Annotated in this window: 14 protein-coding genes; 5 read left to right on the forward strand and 9 right to left on the reverse strand. The window is 67.6% G+C overall.

Going from position 1 to position 18,574, the window contains the following annotated elements; genetic code table 11:
• Positions 1–137 precede the first annotated feature (137 nt).
• Positions 138–1,037: a LysR family transcriptional regulator gene (locus tag QAR72_RS11140; RefSeq protein ID WP_304617450.1), complete on the reverse strand. Its 900-nt coding sequence runs from the start codon at positions 1,035–1,037 to the stop codon at positions 138–140.
• A gap of 105 nt (positions 1,038–1,142) precedes the next feature.
• On the opposite strand from QAR72_RS11140, the gene xdhA reads away from it, so the two are divergent.
• The 5 genes from xdhA (at position 1,143) to QAR72_RS11165 (ending at position 8,492) form a co-directional block, all read left to right on the forward strand.
• Positions 1,143–2,597, forward strand: coding sequence for a xanthine dehydrogenase small subunit (gene xdhA, locus QAR72_RS11145; RefSeq protein WP_304617451.1), 1,455 nt, complete (start codon positions 1,143–1,145; stop codon positions 2,595–2,597).
• A 3-nt stretch (positions 2,598–2,600) separates the two neighbouring features.
• Positions 2,601–4,910 (forward strand): xanthine dehydrogenase molybdopterin binding subunit, encoded by a 2,310-nt coding sequence (xdhB, locus tag QAR72_RS11150; RefSeq protein ID WP_304617452.1) that lies wholly within the window; start codon positions 2,601–2,603, stop codon positions 4,908–4,910.
• On the forward strand, positions 4,907–5,638 hold the full coding sequence (gene xdhC, locus QAR72_RS11155) for a xanthine dehydrogenase accessory protein XdhC (RefSeq protein ID WP_304617453.1): 732 nt from the start codon (positions 4,907–4,909) through the stop codon (positions 5,636–5,638). The genes xdhB and xdhC overlap by 4 nt, the downstream gene beginning before the upstream one ends.
• Positions 5,626–6,906 (forward strand): guanine deaminase, encoded by a 1,281-nt coding sequence (gene guaD, locus QAR72_RS11160; protein ID WP_304617454.1) that lies wholly within the window; start codon positions 5,626–5,628, stop codon positions 6,904–6,906. The genes xdhC and guaD overlap by 13 nt, the downstream gene beginning before the upstream one ends.
• 152 nt (positions 6,907–7,058) lie before the next feature.
• Positions 7,059–8,492, forward strand: coding sequence for a mannose-1-phosphate guanylyltransferase/mannose-6-phosphate isomerase (locus QAR72_RS11165; protein WP_304617455.1), 1,434 nt, complete (start codon positions 7,059–7,061; stop codon positions 8,490–8,492).
• 77 nt (positions 8,493–8,569) lie between these two features.
• Here QAR72_RS11165 and metH read toward each other — a convergent pair whose 3' ends face one another.
• From metH to QAR72_RS11205, 8 genes are all read right to left on the reverse strand, one after another.
• Positions 8,570–11,299: a methionine synthase gene (gene metH, locus QAR72_RS11170; RefSeq protein ID WP_304617456.1), complete on the reverse strand. Its 2,730-nt coding sequence runs from the start codon at positions 11,297–11,299 to the stop codon at positions 8,570–8,572.
• The gene (locus QAR72_RS11175; RefSeq protein ID WP_304617457.1) at positions 11,292–12,329 is read right to left on the reverse strand and encodes a homocysteine S-methyltransferase family protein; all 1,038 of its coding nucleotides are present in this window, start codon (positions 12,327–12,329) and stop codon (positions 11,292–11,294) included. The genes metH and QAR72_RS11175 overlap by 8 nt, the downstream gene beginning before the upstream one ends.
• 160 nt (positions 12,330–12,489) lie before the next feature.
• Entirely contained in the window at positions 12,490–13,518 is a 1,029-nt protein-coding gene (locus tag QAR72_RS11180) for an ABC transporter substrate-binding protein (RefSeq protein ID WP_442953576.1), read from the reverse strand.
• 90 nt (positions 13,519–13,608) lie between these two features.
• Complete coding sequence (locus QAR72_RS11185) at positions 13,609–14,352, reverse strand: SDR family oxidoreductase (RefSeq protein WP_304617459.1); 744 nt, start codon at positions 14,350–14,352, stop codon at positions 13,609–13,611.
• A gap of 60 nt (positions 14,353–14,412) precedes the next feature.
• Positions 14,413–15,339 (reverse strand): polyphosphate kinase 2, encoded by a 927-nt coding sequence (ppk2, locus tag QAR72_RS11190; protein WP_304617460.1) that lies wholly within the window; start codon positions 15,337–15,339, stop codon positions 14,413–14,415.
• Positions 15,300–16,232: a homoserine O-succinyltransferase gene (locus QAR72_RS11195; RefSeq protein ID WP_304617461.1), complete on the reverse strand. Its 933-nt coding sequence runs from the start codon at positions 16,230–16,232 to the stop codon at positions 15,300–15,302. The genes ppk2 and QAR72_RS11195 overlap by 40 nt, the downstream gene beginning before the upstream one ends.
• A 3-nt stretch (positions 16,233–16,235) precedes the next feature.
• Positions 16,236–17,099, reverse strand: a complete 864-nt coding sequence (locus QAR72_RS11200) for an ATPase (RefSeq protein WP_304617462.1) — start codon at positions 17,097–17,099, stop codon at positions 16,236–16,238.
• A 282-nt stretch (positions 17,100–17,381) separates the two neighbouring features.
• Complete coding sequence (locus QAR72_RS11205; RefSeq protein WP_304617463.1) at positions 17,382–18,524, reverse strand: OmpP1/FadL family transporter; 1,143 nt, start codon at positions 18,522–18,524, stop codon at positions 17,382–17,384.
• Positions 18,525–18,574 lie beyond the last annotated feature (50 nt).

An 18,574-nucleotide genomic window follows, 5' to 3' on the forward strand; every position in this document is an offset into this window, starting at 1 on the left:
CGCCCTCCGGCGAGCGCTGACCTGAGCGCACCGCCTGCGTCGGCGTGGCGGCGGGGGCCGTCAGGCCCCCGGGCGCGTCCTTCCCCCTCGATGGGGGAAGGACGCGCCGCTACCGCCCCCGGCAAGGTCCGCCGGGATCATTCCTGGAACAAGGGCCGCAATTCGCGCGTCGCGTAATCGGCGAACATGCGGACCTTGGGATCCTGCAGGCGGCGATGCGGCGTCAGACAGCCGAATTGCGCGGGCAGCGGCCGGTTCTGCGGCAGCACCTCGACCAGCCGTCCCGCCGCAAGATCCCCGGCCACCTCGTAAAGCGGGCGGTTGGCGATGCCGTGTCCACCAAGCGCCCAGTCGCGCAGGACATCGCCGTCATCCGTGTCGAACCGCCCCTGAAGGCCCAGCTTGCGCGGCCCTTCACCCGTCTGGAGAACCCAGAAGTATTCGGGGCTGCGCGGATAGCGCAGCAGCAGGCAATTGTGATCCGCCAGATCGTCCGGCCCCTCGGGCAAGCCGCGCGCTGCGAGATAATCGGGCGAGGCGACCAGCAGGCGCGGGCAATCCGCGATCTTGCGCCATTTCAGCGCGGAATCGGCAGGCTCTCCCAGAAAGAAGGCCAGGTCGATCGCATCCTCGACGATGTTGACGTTGCGGTCCGACAGCCGCAGCCGGATCTCGACGCCCGGATTCTCGGCGCAAAAGACGGGGATCAGCGGCGCGATCAGCCGCCGCCCCAGGCCCAGGGGAGCGGTCAGCCGGATCACCCCCTGCGGCTTGCCCGAATAGCTGGAAACCAGCGCCTCAGCCTCGTCCAGCGTCTCGATCACCCGGCGGGCATGGTCGTAGAAGGCGCGTCCGATCTCGGTCGGCGTCAGCTTGCGGGTGGTGCGGTTCAACAGCCGCAGTCCGAACCGATTTTCAAGATCCTTGATGCGATTCGAGGCAACTGCCGGAGAAAGCCGCAAATCCCTGCCGCCGGCGGTGATCGAGCCCAGTTCGACCACACGCACGAAGACGCGCAGGCTTTCCAGATAGGACATCGCGGTGGTTCGCTTTCAATGGATCGTGTAAAGTCTTCTATGCCACGGGCGATTTCCCCTCTGCAAGTTCGCGCCTAGCATCGGGGCAGCCAAGGACGGACCAGAATGACCCAGCTGCGCTTTCTTCTGAACGATACCGAAATCGCTTTGACCGAGGTCGGGGCGTCAGACACGCTGCTGGACCATCTGCGTCTGACGCGGCGGCTGACCGGCACCAAGGAGGGCTGCGCCGAGGGCGATTGCGGCGCATGCACGGTTCTGTCGGGGCGTCTGACCGAGGATGGCGCTCTGATCTACGAGCCGATCAATGCCTGCATCCGGCTGATGGCGTCCTGCCACGCGACGCATGTCGTGACGATCGAGCATCTGCGCGGCCCCGATGGCGGCCTGCACCCGGTCCAGCAGGCCATGGTCGATCACCACGGCAGCCAGTGCGGCTTCTGCACGCCGGGCATCGTCATGGCGCTTTACGGGTTGTGGATGACGAACCCCGAGGCTGGCGAGGCCGAGATCGAGACCGCGCTGCAGGGCAATATCTGCCGCTGCACCGGATATGCGCCGATCATCCGCGCGGCTCTGGCCGTGGGGGCGGCGGGGGGCCAGACGCAGGACGCGCTGGCGCGCGAGCGTCTGGCGGTGGCCGCGCGCCTGAGGTCGATGCGGGGATCGCGCGTCTCGCTTGCGCGCGGCGGCGACCGGGCGCTGATCCCGGCCGACACGGATGATCTGGCCGCGCTTCTGCAGGAGGAGCCGGGCGCCACGCTGGTCGCGGGGGCGACCGATGTGGGCCTCTGGGTCACGAAATTCATGCGCGACATCAGCCCCGCCATCTTCATCGGCCACCTGATGAAGGAGATCGTCGTCGAGAACGGCACGATCCGCCTCGGCGCAGGCGTCACCTATTCCGAGGCGATGCCGCTGATCGCCCGCCACCTGCCGCAGGCCGCCGAATACTGGTCGCGGATCGGCGGCTGGCAGGTGCGCAATGCGGGCACGATCGGGGCGAACATCGCCAACGGCTCGCCCATCGGCGACACGCCCCCGCTGCTGATCGCGCTTGGCGCGCGGCTGGTCCTGCGGCGGGGCGATGCGCGCCGCGAGATCCCGCTGGAGGCGTTCTTCATCGAATACGGCAAGCAGGACCGCCAGCCCGGCGAATTCGTCGAGGCCGTGCTGATCCCCCTGCCGGGCGAGGGCGACCGCATCGCCGCCTACAAGATCAGCAAGCGCCGCGACAGCGACATCACCGCCGTGGCGGCCGGCATCGCCATCCGGGTCGAGGAGGGCCGCATCGCCTCGGCCCGGCTGGCCTTTGGCGGCATGGCGGGCACGCCGCGCCGCGCCGCGCGGGCCGAGGCCGCGCTGCTGGGCCAGCCCTTTGCCGCACCTGCCTTCGACGCGGCCGGACGTGCGCTGGCCGAGGATTTCCAGCCGCTGACCGACATGCGCGCCAGCGCCGCCTACCGCGCGACGGTCGCGCGCAACCTGATCCGCCGCTTCTGGCTGGAGCAGAGCGAACCCGGCCTGCCCCTGCGGCTGCGCCAGAGCGAGGAGGCCTGAGCGATGAAGGATGACAGCACCACGCTGCGCGGTCAGGCGCATCAGGACCTGATCCATGACAGCGCCGCCAAGCATGTGGCTGGCCGTGCGGATTACACCGACGACCTGATCGAGCCTGTCGGCACGCTGCACGCCTATCTGGGCCTTTCGACCTGCGCGCATGGCCGCATCACCGGGATGGATTTCGCCGACACGCTGGCTCATCCGGGCGTGCTGGGCGTGCTGACGGCGGCCGATCTGGAAGGTGTCAACGATGTCTCGCCCTCGGGACGGGGCGATGATCCGATCCTGGCCGACGGGCTGGTGCAGTTCTGGGGTCAGCCGGTCTTTGCCGTGATCGCCGCGACTCGCGATCAGGCCCGGCGCGCCGCCCACAAGGCGCGCATCAGCTATGACCCGCTGCCCGCGATCCTCGACCCGGTCGCGGCGCTCGAGGCGGGCGGCCCCTACGTCACCGAGCCCCTGACCCTGCGCCGTGGCGATGCGGCGGGCGCGCTGGCGCGCGCCCGCCACCGGATCGCGGGGCGGCTGGCCGTCGGCGGGCAGGACCATTTCTACCTCGAGGGTCAGATCGCGCTGGCCATCCCGGGCGAGGATGACGAGATGGCGCTGCATGTCTCGACCCAGCACCCCTCCGAGGTGCAGCACATGGTCGCCCATGTGCTGCGCGTGCCGTCCCATTCCGTGGTGGTCAATGTCCGGCGCATGGGCGGCGGCTTTGGCGGCAAGGAAACGCAGATGAACCTATTTGCCTGCGTCGCGGCGGTCGCGGCGCGGCGCTGGCGCTCTGCGGTCAAGATCCGGCCCGACCGCGACGACGACATGATCGCGACGGGCAAGCGGCACGATTTCGTCATCGATTACCGGGCGGGCTTCGACGACGAGGGCCGCATCACCGCGATCGAGGGCGATTTCATCGCCCGCTGCGGCTTTTCGGCCGACCTGTCGGGGCCGGTGACCGACCGGGCGCTGTTTCACGCCGACAACGCCTATTACTATCCTGATGTCCGCGTCTCGAGCCATCCGATGAAGACGAACACGGTCAGCAACACGGCCTTCCGCGGTTTTGGCGGCCCGCAGGGCTGCATCATGGCCGAGCGCGTGATCGAGGAAATCGCCTATGCGCTGCGCCTCGACCCGCTGGAGGTGCGCAAGCGCAACCTCTACCGCAACGGCCAGCTGACCCCCTATCACCAGGAGGTGCAGGACCAGATCCTGCCCCGCCTGATCGACGAGCTTGAGGAAAGCAGCGATTATCAGGCCCGCCGCCGCGCGGTGCTGGACTGGAACGCGCAAGATGGCGTGATCCGCAAGGGGATCGCGCTGACGCCGGTGAAGTTCGGGATCAGCTTCACGAACACGGCCTTCAACCAGGCCGGCGCGCTGATCCATGTCTATGCCGATGGCTCGATCCAGCTGAACCATGGCGGCACCGAGATGGGGCAGGGCCTGAACACCAAGGTCGCGCAGGTCGTGGCCGAGGCCTTCCAATGCGACATCAGCCGCATCAAGATCACGCGCACCACAACCGAGAAGGTTCCCAACACCTCTGCCACGGCGGCCTCGTCGGGGACCGACCTGAACGGCATGGCGGCGCTGGATGCGGCCGAACAGATCAAGGCGCGGCTGGTGGCCTTCGTGGCCGAACGGTGGCAGGTCGCGCCCGATCGGGTGACCTTCGCGCCGGGCCATCTGCGCGCGGGCGATCACCTGATCCCCTTCGATCAGGTGATCCGGGCGGCCTATCTGGCGCGCATCCATCTGTCGGCGGCGGGCTTCTACAAGACGCCCAAGATCCATTGGGACCGGGCGACGGGGCGGGGCCGGCCCTTCTACTACTTCGCCTATGGCGCGGCGGTGGCCGAGGTCTCGGTCGATACGCTGACGGGCGAATACGTGATCGACCGCGCCGACATCCTGCATGATGTGGGCCGCAGCCTGAACCCGGCGCTGGACCGGGGCCAGGTCGAGGGCGCCTTTGTCCAGGGCGCGGGCTGGCTGACAACCGAGGAATTGTGGTGGGACGGCGACGGCCGGCTGCGGACCCATGCCCCCTCGACCTACAAGGTGCCGCTGGCATCGGACCGGCCGCGCATCTTCAATGTGCGGCTCGCAGACTGGTCCGAGGCGGCCGAGCGCACGATCAAGCGATCCAAGGCCGTGGGCGAGCCGCCTTTCGTGCTGGGCATCAGCGTCTTCGAGGCGATCAACATGGCGGTCGCCTCGCTCGCCGATTACCGCGAACCCGCGCGCATCGACGCCCCCGCCACGCCCGAGCGCGTGCTGATGGCGGCCGAAAGGCTGCGTGGATGATCCGCGTCCGGGTCCTGTCCGCGCGCGGCTCGACCCCGCGCGAAGCGGGGGCCGAGATGATCGTGACCCCCGAGACGACGCAGGGCACGATCGGCGGCGGCCAGCTGGAATACATGGCCATTGACCGCGCCCGTCAGATGCTGGCGCGGGGCGAGGATGCGGCGCGCATGGACATCCCCCTCGGCCCCGAGATCGGGCAATGCTGCGGGGGCAGGGTGGTGCTGGAACTCGACCGCCACGCGCCCACCCCGCAGGTCCATCCCGATGTGCTGATCTTCGGGGCCGGCCATGTCGGTCGCGCGCTGGCCCTCGCACTGGCGCCCCTGCCGGTCAACGCGCTCCTCATCGACAGCCGCGAGGCCGAACTGGCCCGGGCCACCGGCCCGACGTTCCTGACCGCACTCCCCGAGGCCGGGATCCGCGCCGCCCGCCCCGGCAGCGCGGTGGTGATCCTGACCCATGATCACGCGCTGGATTTCCTGCTCGCGGCCGAGGCGCTGGCCCGCTCCGATCTCGCCTATATCGGCATGATCGGCAGCGCCACGAAACGCGCCCGGTTCATCCGCTTCGCGGCCGGTCGCGGGCTTGATCCGGCCCGCCTGACCTGCCCGATCGGCGCAGGCTTTTCGCGCGACAAGCGCCCCGAGATCATCGCCGCCTTCACCGCCGCCGAATTGATGGCGCGCCTCACCTCTTCTTCGTTGAACAAATACCCATGCAACAGCTGATCCGGGGCCGCGTCCTCGATTTTTTCGCCGACCCGGCCGAAACCGACCGGAACCACCGCTACCACGAGGATGGCGCGATCCTGATCCAGGATGGCCGCATCCTCGCCGTCGGCGATCACGCCGATCTGGCCCGCGACGGCCTGCCCGAGATCGACCACCGCCCGCATCTCATCCTGCCGGGTTTCATCGACCCGCATATCCATTTCCCGCAGCTTCAGGTCATCGCCAGCTGGGGCGCCCAGCTTCTGGACTGGCTGAACACCTATACTTTCCCGGCCGAGGCCGAATTCGCCGATCCTGCGCATGCCGCGCGCATGGCGGGTCTCTTCCTCGACCAGCTGGTCGCGCATGGCACGACGACCGCCGTCGCCTTCTGCTCCAGCCACAGGACCAGCGCCGAGGCCCTCTTCACCGCCGCCCAAGCCCGCGACATGGCGATGGTGGCGGGCAAGGTGATGATGGACCGCAACGCGATCCCGGCGGTGCATGATACAGCGCAATCCTCCTATGACGACAGCAAGGCACTGATCGAGACCTGGCACGGCAGGGGCCGCCAGCGCTACGCGATCACGCCCCGCTTCGCGATCACCTCGACGCCCGGACAACTGGCCGCGGCGGGCGCGCTGGCGGCCGAGCATCCCGATTGCCATGTGCAGACGCATCTCTCCGAGAACCGCGACGAGATCGCCTATACGCTGAGCCTCTATCCGCAGGCGCGCGATTACCTCGACATCTACGAGACGCACGGCCTTCTGGGCCCGAAGACCCTGCTGGGCCATTCGATCCATCTGGAACCGAGAGAGATCGCGCGTATGGCCGAGACCGGCAGCCGCGCCGTCTTCTGCCCGACCTCGAACCTGTTTCTGGGCTCGGGTCTCTTCGACGAACAGGGCCTTCGGGCGGCGGGGATCGTCAGCGGGATCGCGACCGATGTCGGCGGCGGCACCAGCTGGTCGATGCTGACGACCCTGAACGAGGGCTACAAGGTCCTGCAGATGCGCGGCCAGAAGCTGCACCCGCTGGCGGCCTTTCACTGGGCGACGCGCGGCAATGCGCTGGCGCTTGGCCTTGAGACCGAGATCGGCACTCTGGCGCCGGGCAGCGCTGCCGACCTGGTGGTTCTGGACCCGCGCGCGACGCCCGCCATGGCGCTGAGGGCGGAACGGGCCCGCAGCCTGGCCGAGGAATTGTTCATCCTGCAGATCATGGGCGACGACCGGGCTGTGGCGCAGACCTATGTCTCGGGCCGTGCCATGAAAACCGCCTGAATGCCGAGAATGCGTGGCAATCGCGCGCCTGTGGCGGCCGGAGCCGAGCCTACGGGTTGACGCCGGGCGCGGTTCGTCATTTGACTGGCCGCAGGCGGAGGATGCCCTCCGCGACGGAACGAACAGGGGCGCTGCGCGCCAAGAGGATTGTCATGGTTCAGATTACTCCGGTCTTGATGGCGGGCGGGTCCGGCACGCGCTTGTGGCCCGTCTCGCGCAAGAGCTTTCCCAAGCAGTTCGCGCAGCTTGTGGGCGACGAGACGCTGTTTCAGGCCTCGGCCCGGCGGCTCTGCGGCGAGGATTTCGCCGCGCCCATGGTGATGACCAATTCGGATTTCCGCTTCATCGTGGCCGAACAGCTTGAACAGGCGGGGATCGAGGCGGGCAGCATCGTGATCGAGCCCGCGGGCCGCAACACCGCCCCCGCGATCCTGGCCGCCGCGCTGATGGTGGCGGCCGAGGATCCTTCGGGGCTGGTGCTGGTCGCGCCCTCGGATCACGTGATCCCCGATGCGGCCGCCTTCCGGGCCGCCGTGGCGCAGGGCGCGGTCGCGGCGCGCGAGGGGCGGATCGTGACATTCGGCATCACGCCGGACCGCCCTGAGACGGGCTACGGCTATCTCGAACTGGCCTCGGATGGCGAAGGCCCGCAGCCCCTGGCGCGCTTTGTCGAGAAGCCCGATGCCGTGCGGGCCGCTCAGATGGTCGAGGCCGGCACCTTCCTGTGGAATGCGGGGATCTTCCTCTTCCGCGCCGATGCGATGATCGAGGCCTTCCGCCAGCACGCCCCGGCCTATCTCGAGCCCGTTCAGGCCGCCGTCGACGGCGCGCAGCGCGATCTGGGCTTCCTGCGGCTGGCGCGCGGCCCCTGGGAGGGGCTCGAGGACAATTCAATCGACTATGCCGTGATGGAGAAGGCCGGCAACCTCAGCGTGGTGCGCTATTCGGGCCGCTGGTCGGATCTGGGCGGCTGGGACGCCGTCTGGCGCGAGGGTCTGTCGCGCAACCCCTCTGACAACGGCGTTCTGGCCGAGGCCCGTGCCACCGCCATCGACTGCGAGAACGTGCTGCTGCGTTCGGACAGCGATGAAGTCGAGGTGGTGGGGATCGGCCTGCGCGATCTGATGGTCGTGGCGACATCCGATGCGGTGCTGGTGGCCGACAAGGACCGCGCGCAGGATGTGCGCCATGCGGTCAGCGCGCTGAAGGCGCGCCGCGCCAAGCAGGCCGAGGCATTCCCACGCGATCACCGTCCCTGGGGCTGGTTCGAGACGCTGGCTTTGGCCGACCGCTTTCAGGTCAAGCGCATCGTCGTGAAGCCCGGCGCGGCCTTGTCGCTGCAAAGCCACGTCCACCGGTCGGAACACTGGATCGTCGTGTCGGGCACGGCGCGGGTGACGGTGGATGACACGGTGACTTTGGTGACCGAGAACCAGTCGATCTATGTGCCGCTTGGCGCCATTCACCGGATGGAGAATCCGGGCAAGGTGCCGATGGTGCTGATCGAGGTGCAGACCGGCAGCTATCTGGGCGAGGACGACATCATCCGCTACGAGGATGTCTATTCGCGCAGCAGCGCCGACTGAGTGCGCCTTGGGCAAGGGCAGGGGGGCTGTCTGCCCCCCTGCACCCCCCGAGGATATTTTTCCAAGGCAAAGGGGCGTCAGGCCGCCGCTTCGGCCGCACGCCGGGCGGGGTCGTAATTAAGGACGGGCGCCAGCCAGCGTTCGGTTTCCTCGAGCGTCCAACCCTTGCGGGCGGCGTAGTCCCGGGCCTGGTCTTCCTCGATCTTGGCGACGCCGAAATAGTAGCTGTCGGGATGGGCGATATAGAGGCCCGAGACCGATGAGCCGGGCCACATCGCCATGCTTTCCGTCAGCGTCACGCCGGTCGCCTGTTCGGCGTCGAGCAGCCGGAACAGCGTCAGCTTTTCGGTATGGTCGGGCTGGGCCGGATAGCCCGGCGCGGGGCGGATACCCTTGTAGGGTTCGGCGATCAGTTCCTCCGGGGTGAAGGCCTCGTCCGCGCCGTAGCCCCAGAATTCGCGCCGGACGCGTTCATGCAGCATCTCGGCCATGGCCTCGGCGATGCGGTCGGCCAGCGCCTTGACCATGATCGCGCCGTAATCGTCATTCGCGCGTTCGTAGCGGGCGGCGATCTCGGCCTCCTCGGGGCCGGCGGTGACGACGAAGCCGCCGACATGATCGGGGATGCCCTCGGGCGCCACGAAATCCGACAGGGCCACATTCGGTCGGCCGTTGCGCTTGGTCACCTGCTGGCGCAGCGTGTGCAGCGTGGCCAGCGGCGTCCTGCGTTCAGCATCGGCCCAAAGGCGGATGTCGTCGCCTGCGGCATTGGCGGGCCAGAAGCCCACCACCGCGCGGGGGCGGAACCACTTGCCCGCGATGATGCGCGACAGCATCTCTTGCGCCTCGGCGAAAAGCTGGCGGGCGGCGGGGCCCTGCGCCTCGTCATCGAGGATGCGGGGATAGACGCCTTTCAGTTCCCAAGTCTGGAAGAAGGGCGTCCAGTCGATGTAGCGGGCGATCTCGGCCAGATCCCAGTCGTCGATCACGCGGGTGCCGGTGAAGGAGGGCGCGACCGGGGCATAGGAGGCCCAGTCCGGGCGGATCGCATTGGCGCGTGCAGCGGCCAGCGGCAGGCGGCTTTTCGCGGCCTCGGAGCGTTCGTGGCGCAGGGCCACGTCCTCGTATTCGGCGCGGATCCCGGCGACGTAATCGGGGCGCTGCGTGGGCGACATCAGCGCCGAGGCCACGCCCACCGCGCGGCTGGCATCGGTCACATAGACCGCCTGCCCGCGCGTGTAGCGGGGCGCGATCTTGACCGCCGTATGGATCTTGGAAGTCGTCGCACCACCGATCAGCAGCGGGATGTCGAAGCCCTCGCGCTCCATCTCTGAGGCAAGATGTACCATTTCGTCAAGCGAGGGCGTGATGAGGCCCGAGAGGCCGATGATGTCGACCTTTTCCTCGCGCGCGACCTGCAGGATCTTTTGCGGGGGGACCATCACGCCGAGGTCGATCACCTCGAAATTGTTGCAGGCCAGCACGACGCCGACGATGTTCTTGCCGATGTCGTGGACGTCGCCCTTGACCGTCGCCATCAGAACCTTGCCCGCCGTCTCGCGCCCCTCGCCACCCGAGAGGCGCTTTTCCTCCTCCATATAGGGCAGAAGGACCGCGACGGCCTGCTTCATCACGCGGGCGGATTTCACCACCTGCGGCAGGAACATCTTGCCCGCGCCGAAGAGGTCGCCGACGACGTTCATGCCGGCCATCAGCGGCCCTTCGATGACGTGCAGCGGGCGTTCGGCCTGTTGCCGGGCTTCCTCGGTGTCGGCCTCGATGTATTCGGTGATGCCGTTGACCAGCGCATGTTCCAGCCGCTTCTCGATCGGCCATTCGCGCCAGGACAGGTCCTTCTCGCGCTTGGCGCCGCCATCGCCGCGGAAACGCTCGGCGATCTCCAGCAGGCGTTCGGTCGCGGTGCCGCCCGCGCGAGGCTTGCGGTTCAGGACGACGTCCTCGCAGGCCTCGCGCAGGTCGGGGTCGATCTGGTCATAGACCGCCAGCTGGCCCGCATTGACGATGCCCATATCCATCCCCGCCTGGATGGCGTGGTAGAGGAACACCGCATGCATCGCCTCGCGCACGGGTTCGTTGCCGCGGAAGCTGAAGCTGAGGTTCGAGACCCCCCCCGACACATGGGCATGCGGCAGGTTCTGGCGGATCCAGCGCGTGGCTTCGATGAAATCGACGCCGTAATTGTCGTGTTCCTCGATCCCGGTCGCCACGGCGAAGATGTTCGGGTCAAAGATGATGTCCTCGGGCGGAAATCCGACCTCGTTCACGAGAATGTTGTAAGCGCGCTGGCAGATCTCGATCTTGCGGGCGGCGGTGTCGGCCTGGCCCTGTTCATCGAAGGCCATGACCACGACCGCCGCGCCATAGGCGAGGCACAGGCGGGCCTGATGGCGGAACTGCTCCTCGCCTTCCTTCATGCTGATCGAGTTGACGACCGGCTTGCCCTGAACGCATTGCAGCCCGGCCTCGATCACCTCCCATTTCGAGCTGTCGATCATGATCGGCACGCGGGCGATGTCGGGCTCGGCGGCGACGAGGTTCAGGAACTCGACCATGGCCGCGCGGCTGTCGATCAGCCCCTCATCCATGTTGATGTCGATGATCTGGGCTCCGTTCTCGACCTGATCGCGGGCGACTTCCAGCGCGGTGGCGTAGTCGCGTTCCTTGATCAGCTTGCGGAAACGCGCGCTGCCGGTGACGTTCGTACGCTCGCCCACATTCACGAAGGGGATGTCGGGCGTCAGCGTGAAGGGTTCCAGACCCGAGAGGCGCAGAAGACGGTCAGGCATAGGCGGGCACCTTTCTGGGGGCGAAGCCCGCAACGGCTTCGGCAATGGCGCGAATATGGTCGGGCGTGGTGCCGCAGCAGCCGCCCACGACGTTCACAAGACCCTCGCGGGCGAATTCGGCGACCTGCCGGGCGGTGTCCTGCGGGCCCTCGTCATACTGGCCGAAGGCGTTGGGCAGGCCGGCATTGGGATAGGCGCAGATCAGCGTTTCGGCCACGCCCGAGAGTTCCGCCAGATGCGGCCGCATCGCCTCGGCGCCAAGCGCGCAGTTCAGGCCGATCGTCCAGGGCCGGGCATGACGCACCGAATACCAGAAGGCCGTGGGCGTCTGCCCCGAGAGGGTGCGCCCCGAAGCATCCGTGATCGTCCCCGAGATCATCAGCGGCAAGGCAAGACCGTGTTCCTCCATCGCCTGATTGCAGGCGAAGATTGCCGCCTTGGCGTTCAGCGTGTCGAAGATCGTCTCGATCAGCAGGATGTCGGCGCCGCCCGCGATCAGGCCGCGCGCCTGCTGCAGATAGGCCACGCGCAACTCCTCGAAGCTGGTCGCGCGAAAGCCGGGATTGTTCACGTCGGGGCTGATCGAGGCCGTGCGGTTCGTCGGCCCGATGGCGCCCGCGACGAAGCGGGGGCGCCCGTCCTCGGCCGTGGCGCGGTCCAGCGCGCGGCGCACGACGCGCGCACCCTCGACGTTCAGGTCGGTCACGGCCTCTTGCAGACCGTAATCGGCCTGCGCGATGGTGGTCGCCGAGAAGGTGTTGGTCTCGACGATGTCGGCCCCCGCAATGGCGTAGCGGTAGTGGATTTCCTCGACCGCCTCGGGCTGGGTCAGGATCAGCAGGTCGTTATTGCCTTTCTGCGGATGATCCGTGTGGTGCCGGCAGACATGGCCAGAGCCCTGGCCGGTATAATCCTCCTCGGCCAGGCCCAGGTTCTGGATCTGCGTTCCCATCGCCCCGTCAAGGATCAGGATGCGGTCGCGCGCGGCGTCGTTCAGCGCCTTGAAGACGGGGGATGCAGGCAGGGACATGGACGAACCTCGTGATTGAAGCCCGTGATATAGCGACCCGCGCCGCTGTCCGCAAATTCATACTTCTGCAGAAGATCATGAGCGGCGTGCAAGTCCGAAGTCCATGAGAAAGGGGCGGGGGCCTGCGCCCCCGCCCCCGACGCGGTGCTGTGCACGTGGATCAGAACCCCGCCTTGATCCGCTCGAACTCGGCCAGCTGACGGATGCGCTGCTGCGGGTCGTTCGGGGTCTGCGCAAGAACGGGAACGTCCAGATCGCCCAAGCCCTCGATCACCGCCGGATCATCGGCGATGGTCGCCATCGCCTCGACCGAGGTATGGCCGTAGCCGATCGCGTCCAGCAGCGCGCGACCCGCCGAGGGTTCGAGCCAGGCATTGATGAAATCGTAGACCTTGTCCTCGCTGCCCGGGCCGTTCTTGGCGTTCACGAAGCCGCAGAAGAAGGTCGAAGACCCCTCGACCGGCGAGCGCTGGAAGCCCACGGGGTAATTGTCGCCCTGCAGATAGACCACGCCGTCATTCCAGGACCAGGCCACATCCACCAGCCCCGACGCCATCAGCTGCGCCTGCTCGGAGGGGTCGGACCAGTAGGCCGCGACATTCTGATGGGCCTGGCGCAGCCAGTCGGCGGCGGCCTGGAACTGTTCCTCGGTCACATCGTCCCAATCGGTCGTGCCGGTCGCCAGATAGCCAAGCGCCCAGACATCGTCGGCGCTGTCGGGCAGCGAGGTGCGGCCCTGATATTTCGGGTCGACGAATATCTGCAGCGTGGCCACGTCCTCGGCCGGGACGGTCTCGGTGTTGTAGGCGATGGCGGTCGCGCCCCAATCGGTCGGGATGAACCAGACGCCGGTCTCGTCGCGGAAAACCTCGCTGTCGAGGAAACGCTCGTCGATCTTGTCGAAATTCGGGATGCGGCTGGTATCCCAGGGTTCGATCAGCCCGGCATCGCGGTATTTGCCGACCATCTGGCTGCAGGGATGGACGATATCGGCGCGGAACCCGGACGAGACCTTCTGGAACGCCTCGTCGTCATCGCCGAAAAAGGCGAAGGTGGGCGATTGGCCGTGCTGGTCGATATAGGCCTGAAAGATCTCGGGGACCTCGAAGCCCGCCCAGTCGAAGACGGTCAGTTCGGGGTCGGCGGCAAGGGCGGGCAGGGCCGAGACGGCCAGAATGGTGGTGGTCATCAAGCGCATGAAACCGGGCCTTCCTGTTGGGGATTTTTCCTGACGCTAGCCTCGCCCGAAGGGGGGTGCAAGCGGCTCGCGTGCTCGTGTTCAGCGCATGCGCAAGGCGCCGTCCATGCGGATCACCTCGCCGTTCAGATAGCTGTTGGCGACGATGAAAGCGGCAAGGCGTGCATATTCCTCGGGCTCGCCCAGCCGCTTGGGGAAGGTCACTTCCTCGGCCAGGCTGTCCTGCACGTCCTGCGGCAGGCCGCGCAGCATCGGTGTGCCGAAGATGCCGGGCGCAATGGCGCAGACGCGGATGCGCTGGCTGGCCAGATCGCGCGCAAGCGGCAGCGTCATCCCCGCGATCGCCGCCTTGGACGCCGCATAGGCCGCCTGACCCTTCTGCCCGTCAAAGGCCGCGACCGAGGCCGTATTGACGATCACGCCGTTCTCGTCGCGCTCGTTGCGGGCCATCTCGGCGGCGGCCAGGCGCATGATGTTGAAGCTGCCGATCAGGTTGATCTCGATGGTGCGGCGGAAGCTGTCCAGCCGGTGCGGCCCCTCGCGGCCCAGCACCCGCTCGCCCGTGGCGATGCCCGCGCAGTTCACGCAGATGTCGATGCCCCCCATCCGCGCAACCGAGGCTGCGATGGCGGCCTCTGCGCTTGCCTCGTCGGTGACATCGGTGCGCTGGAACCCCGCGCCGATGCGGTCAGCCTCGGCCTGTCCGGCCTCGGCCATGTCGAGGATCATCACCTCGGCCCCCGCCTCGCGGAAGTGGCGCGCTGTGGCCAGACCCAGACCCGAGGCGCCCCCGGTCACGATGGCGCGGCTTTGTGCTAGTTCCATGATCTCCCCCTCGCTGGACGGCCCTGTTCTGCCATGACGGTCCCGGGCCGCCAAGAGGGGCTAGCCGCGCAGCAATTCCGGGCCGCCCGCGATGACCGGATCGGGGGTGCCGATGGCCTGGGGATCGGCGCCGGCATGGCCCACGGCCCGCAGGATGGTCTGGATCGCCGCGATCCGCGCCCGGCGCTTGTCATCCGCCCGGATCACGGTCCAAGGCGCGATGGGCGAATGCGACCGGTCCAGCGTGTCGCGGATCGCGTCGGTGTATTCGTCCCATTTCGCCAGCCCATCCACGTCGATCGGGCTCAGCTTCCACTGCTTCAGCGGGTCGCATTCGCGGTCGAGGAAACGCCGCAGCTGTTCGGCCCGCTCGACATTCAGCCACAGCTTGACCAGGATCACGCCGTCATCGATCAGCATCTGCTCGAAGCCCGGCAGCTGGCGGAAAAAGGCGCCGCGCTGCGCGTCGGTCGAGAAGCCGAAGACGCGTTCGACCACGCCGCGATTGTACCAGCTGCGGTCGAACAGCGCGATCTCGCCCGCCGCGGGCAGCCAGTCCACATAGCGCTGGAAATACCATTGCCCGGCCTCGCGCTCGGTCGGCTTGGGCAGGGCCACGACATAGGCAGAACGCGGGTTCAGATTGGCGCGCACCCGTTCGATCGCGCCGCCCTTGCCGGCCGCGTCGCGCCCCTCGAACAGGACCACGACGCGTTTCTTCGTGGCGATCACGTCATGCATCATGCGGACCAGCTGCAGCTGCAACCGCTCCATCGCCGCCTCGTATTCAGCCTTGTCCATCATGCAATCATAGGGGAACGACGCATCGAGGATCTCGCGCCGGGTGCCCTCGGTCACGGCCTCGCGCAAGGCGGCAGGCGCCTCGTTCTCGAGATAGTCCGAGATCCGCCCGACCAGCGGCAATTCGGCAATGGGGGCGGGACGGGTCACGGCTGCGGCTCTCCGATGCGGGACATGTCGTACCATGTCGTCTGGTAGATCTCGTTGATCCAGTTACCGTAGAGCAGATGGGCGTGACTGCGCCAGCGGTTGGACGGAGCGCGCGAGGGGTCGTCCTCGGGGTAGTAGTTCGCGGGCACCCCGATGGGCTTTCCGGCCGCGACGTCGCGGTCGTATTCGTCCTTGAGCGTCGTGCTGTCATATTCGAAATGGTTGAAGACATAGAGCGCGCGATGCCCCGGATCGGCCAGCAGGCAGGGCCCCACATCGGGGCTGGCCAGCAGCGTTGTCAGGGCGGGGCGGGCATTGACATCGTCCTGGCGCACCTCGGTCCAGCGGCTGACCGGGACCAGCACATCATCCGAGAAGCCGCGCAGATAGGGCGAGGCGGGGGCCAGGTTCTGGTGGCGGAAGCAACCGAAGGCCTTGGCGGGCAGGATATGCTTGGGCAGGCCGTGGAAGTGCCAGGCCATCGCCATGCCGCCCCAACAGACGCCGAAGGTCGAATGGACATGCGTCTGCGTCCAGGCGAAGACGCGGGTCAGTTCTTCCCAATAGGTGACCTGATCGAAGGGCAGGTGCTCGATCGGGGCGCCGGTGATGATGAGGCCGTCGAATTTCTCGCCCGTCGCCTCGACCTCGCGGAAGGGGCGGTAGAAGCTTTCCAGATGGTCGGCGGCCGTGTTGCGGCTTTCGTGATCGGACATCCGGATCAGCTGAAAGTCGATCTGCAGGGGCGTGGCGCCGATCAGCCGGGCGAACTGGTTCTCGGTCTGGATCTTCTTGGGCATCAGGTTCAGCAGCCCGATGCGCAGGGGGCGGATGTCCTGGGTCGCGGCGCGGCCCGGCGACATGACCATGACGCCTTCCTCGGACAGGATGCGATAGGCGGGCAGGTTCTCGTTCAGGGTGATCGGCATGTGTCAGTCTTTCTTGCGCGCGATGGCGCGGGCGATCAGGTCGTCGAAATCGGCCGGGCTGCGGATGGCGGCCACTTCCTCGGCCAGGATGGTGACGCCGCGCCGGGCCATCGCCTCGTATCGGGGTTGGCGATGGGCCAGGGCGCGGGCATAGGTCCAACGGATGAAATCGTCGGGATTGACCTCGTCCTCGGTCAGGCCCTTCTCGACGCGATAGGCGATCCAGGCGCGTTCCAGGAATTCCGGCTGGTAGTACATGGGTTTGGGCGCGCGGTCGAAGCGGCGCACCAGCTCGGCCGTATGCGCCTCGCTGCCCTTGATCCAGACCATCAGGAGGTCGCGTTCCAGGGCGGCCAGGACCGGATCGATGGGATCGTCAGGGTCCACGACCTCGCAGATCGAACCGCCGCTGTCGCAGACGAAATGCGGGATGGCGTAGATCTCGGCGGCACGGTCCATGAAGTGGCGCGTGTCCAAGAGCGCGGCGATCTCGGCCCGGCGGTGCTGGTCCTGGCGCAGGCAATACTGGTCAAAGGGCAGCCCCCCGCGCGAGGGGCTGCCGGGCTTGCCCAGATAGGTCGAAAGCGGCGCCAGATTGTCGAAGGTGATGTTCGAGGCGATGTAGACGCTGTCCGACATCAGCAATTCGCGCAGGAACGGGACCTTCATCGCCTCGCGCTTGAAGTTGTCGGCGATGTACTCGCCCATGTATCGCGTGCCGATGCGGTAATCGACGCTGTAATGGAACCAGTCGCCCGTGGCCCGCAGCATCGAGGCCACATGCGTCTTGCCCAGCCCCGACATGCCGAACAGCACGATCCGCCGAGAGGGGGCCGAGTGCCATTCATCCGCGCTGCCATAGATCATCCGCCGCCCCTTTCGCCGCCAGCCCCTTAGCTAACCGCGCGGAGGGGCCAAGAAAAGGGGTGGGCGCGCGCGTTGGCCGAGGCGTCATCGCGTCCCGCGACGGCCGGGGGGCCGGCCCCCCGGACCCCCCTCTGCACCGCGTGCGGTCGAGGGGCGCGCCCCGCAGGGGGGCCGGGGGGGAGCGAACTCCCCCGGGCATCGCCCCGGCAAGGCCCGCCGGCCCGAACGCAAAACGGCCCTGCCGCGAGGGCAGGGCCGTCCTTTCTGTTCCGACCGACCCGATCAGAAGCTGTAGCCGACCCGGATGCCGATGCCCCAGAGGTCGTTGTCCTCCATATCAGCGCGCGGCTGGCCGGCGGTCTGCGGGTTGGCACTGCCCAGCTTCGAGTAGTTGATGCCGGTCGTGACCTTGAAATTGTCCATCGTGTAGACGGCGGCCAGCGTGATCCCCCTGCGCCCGTTGGTGGGCGCCAGCGGCGAGACCAGATCATCGCCCTTCGGCTCGTAGACGAACGAGACCGAGCCCGACCAATTGTCGGTGAAGCGGCGGCCCACGCCGAGCGTGTAGGTCGTCGTATCCTCCAGCGCCACCAGCCCGCCGCCGGTCGCGGTGGTGAAGGCTGCGGGCTCAACCAGGACTTCCGACCACTTCACCCACCGGATCGAGCCGAAGACCAGCGTATCGGCGGCAACCCCGGTCTGCCCCTCCAGCGTGACCGAGCGCGGCGTGTCCACCGAGGTTGTCGTCACGGCGCCGGGATTGATGTTCTCGCGCGTGTCGAATTCATGGGTGACCTTGCTGTTGTAGGTCAGCGAGACGCGGCCAGCGATCTCGGGGATCTCGTAGGCGGCGCCGATCACGTAGCCCGCGCCCCAGGCGGGATCCATGCGGACGTTGTAGCCGCTCAGCCCGCCGGCGGTGATCGGGTTGCCGTAGGCCGCACCGCTCAGCCCCACCTCGGCATCGGCCCGCGAGGCGCGGATGCCGCCATGGAACGAGATGTTGTTGTCCAGCTTGTAGCGCGCCAGCGCCGTCACCGTGGTCGAGTTCACATTGGCGAAGGTGCCGCCCAGCAGGACCGAGCCATCGACGGCCGGGTTCGGTGCAAGCGGGTTTGGTTGCGACGGATAGCGCACATCGGCGCCGAAGGGCTGTTCGATGATCAGACCCGCCGACAGGTTCTCGTTGATCTGCTGCTTGTAGCCCAGGCCCACGAAGCCGTAGCCCTGCGCCACGTCGCCGGTGTTGAAGCCTGCCCGGTCGCGGCCGCTGACGGTCGGGTCCGCGCCGCCGAAGCTCAGCTCGACATAATTGCCGGGCTCGAACAGCACGGCCAGCGATTGCGGCGCGCGCTCGATCCCACCGGCGAGGGCGGGCGCGGCGGTCAGCATCAAGGCAGCAAGGCCGCCTGTGGTCTTTTTCATGTCTTCCTCCCTTGGCAAGCCAACTGGCCCGAAGACAAGCCTAGCAGCCG

The sequence above is a fragment of the Paracoccus sp. (in: a-proteobacteria) genome, from assembly GCF_030604785.1.
Taxonomy (GTDB): domain Bacteria; phylum Pseudomonadota; class Alphaproteobacteria; order Rhodobacterales; family Rhodobacteraceae; genus Paracoccus.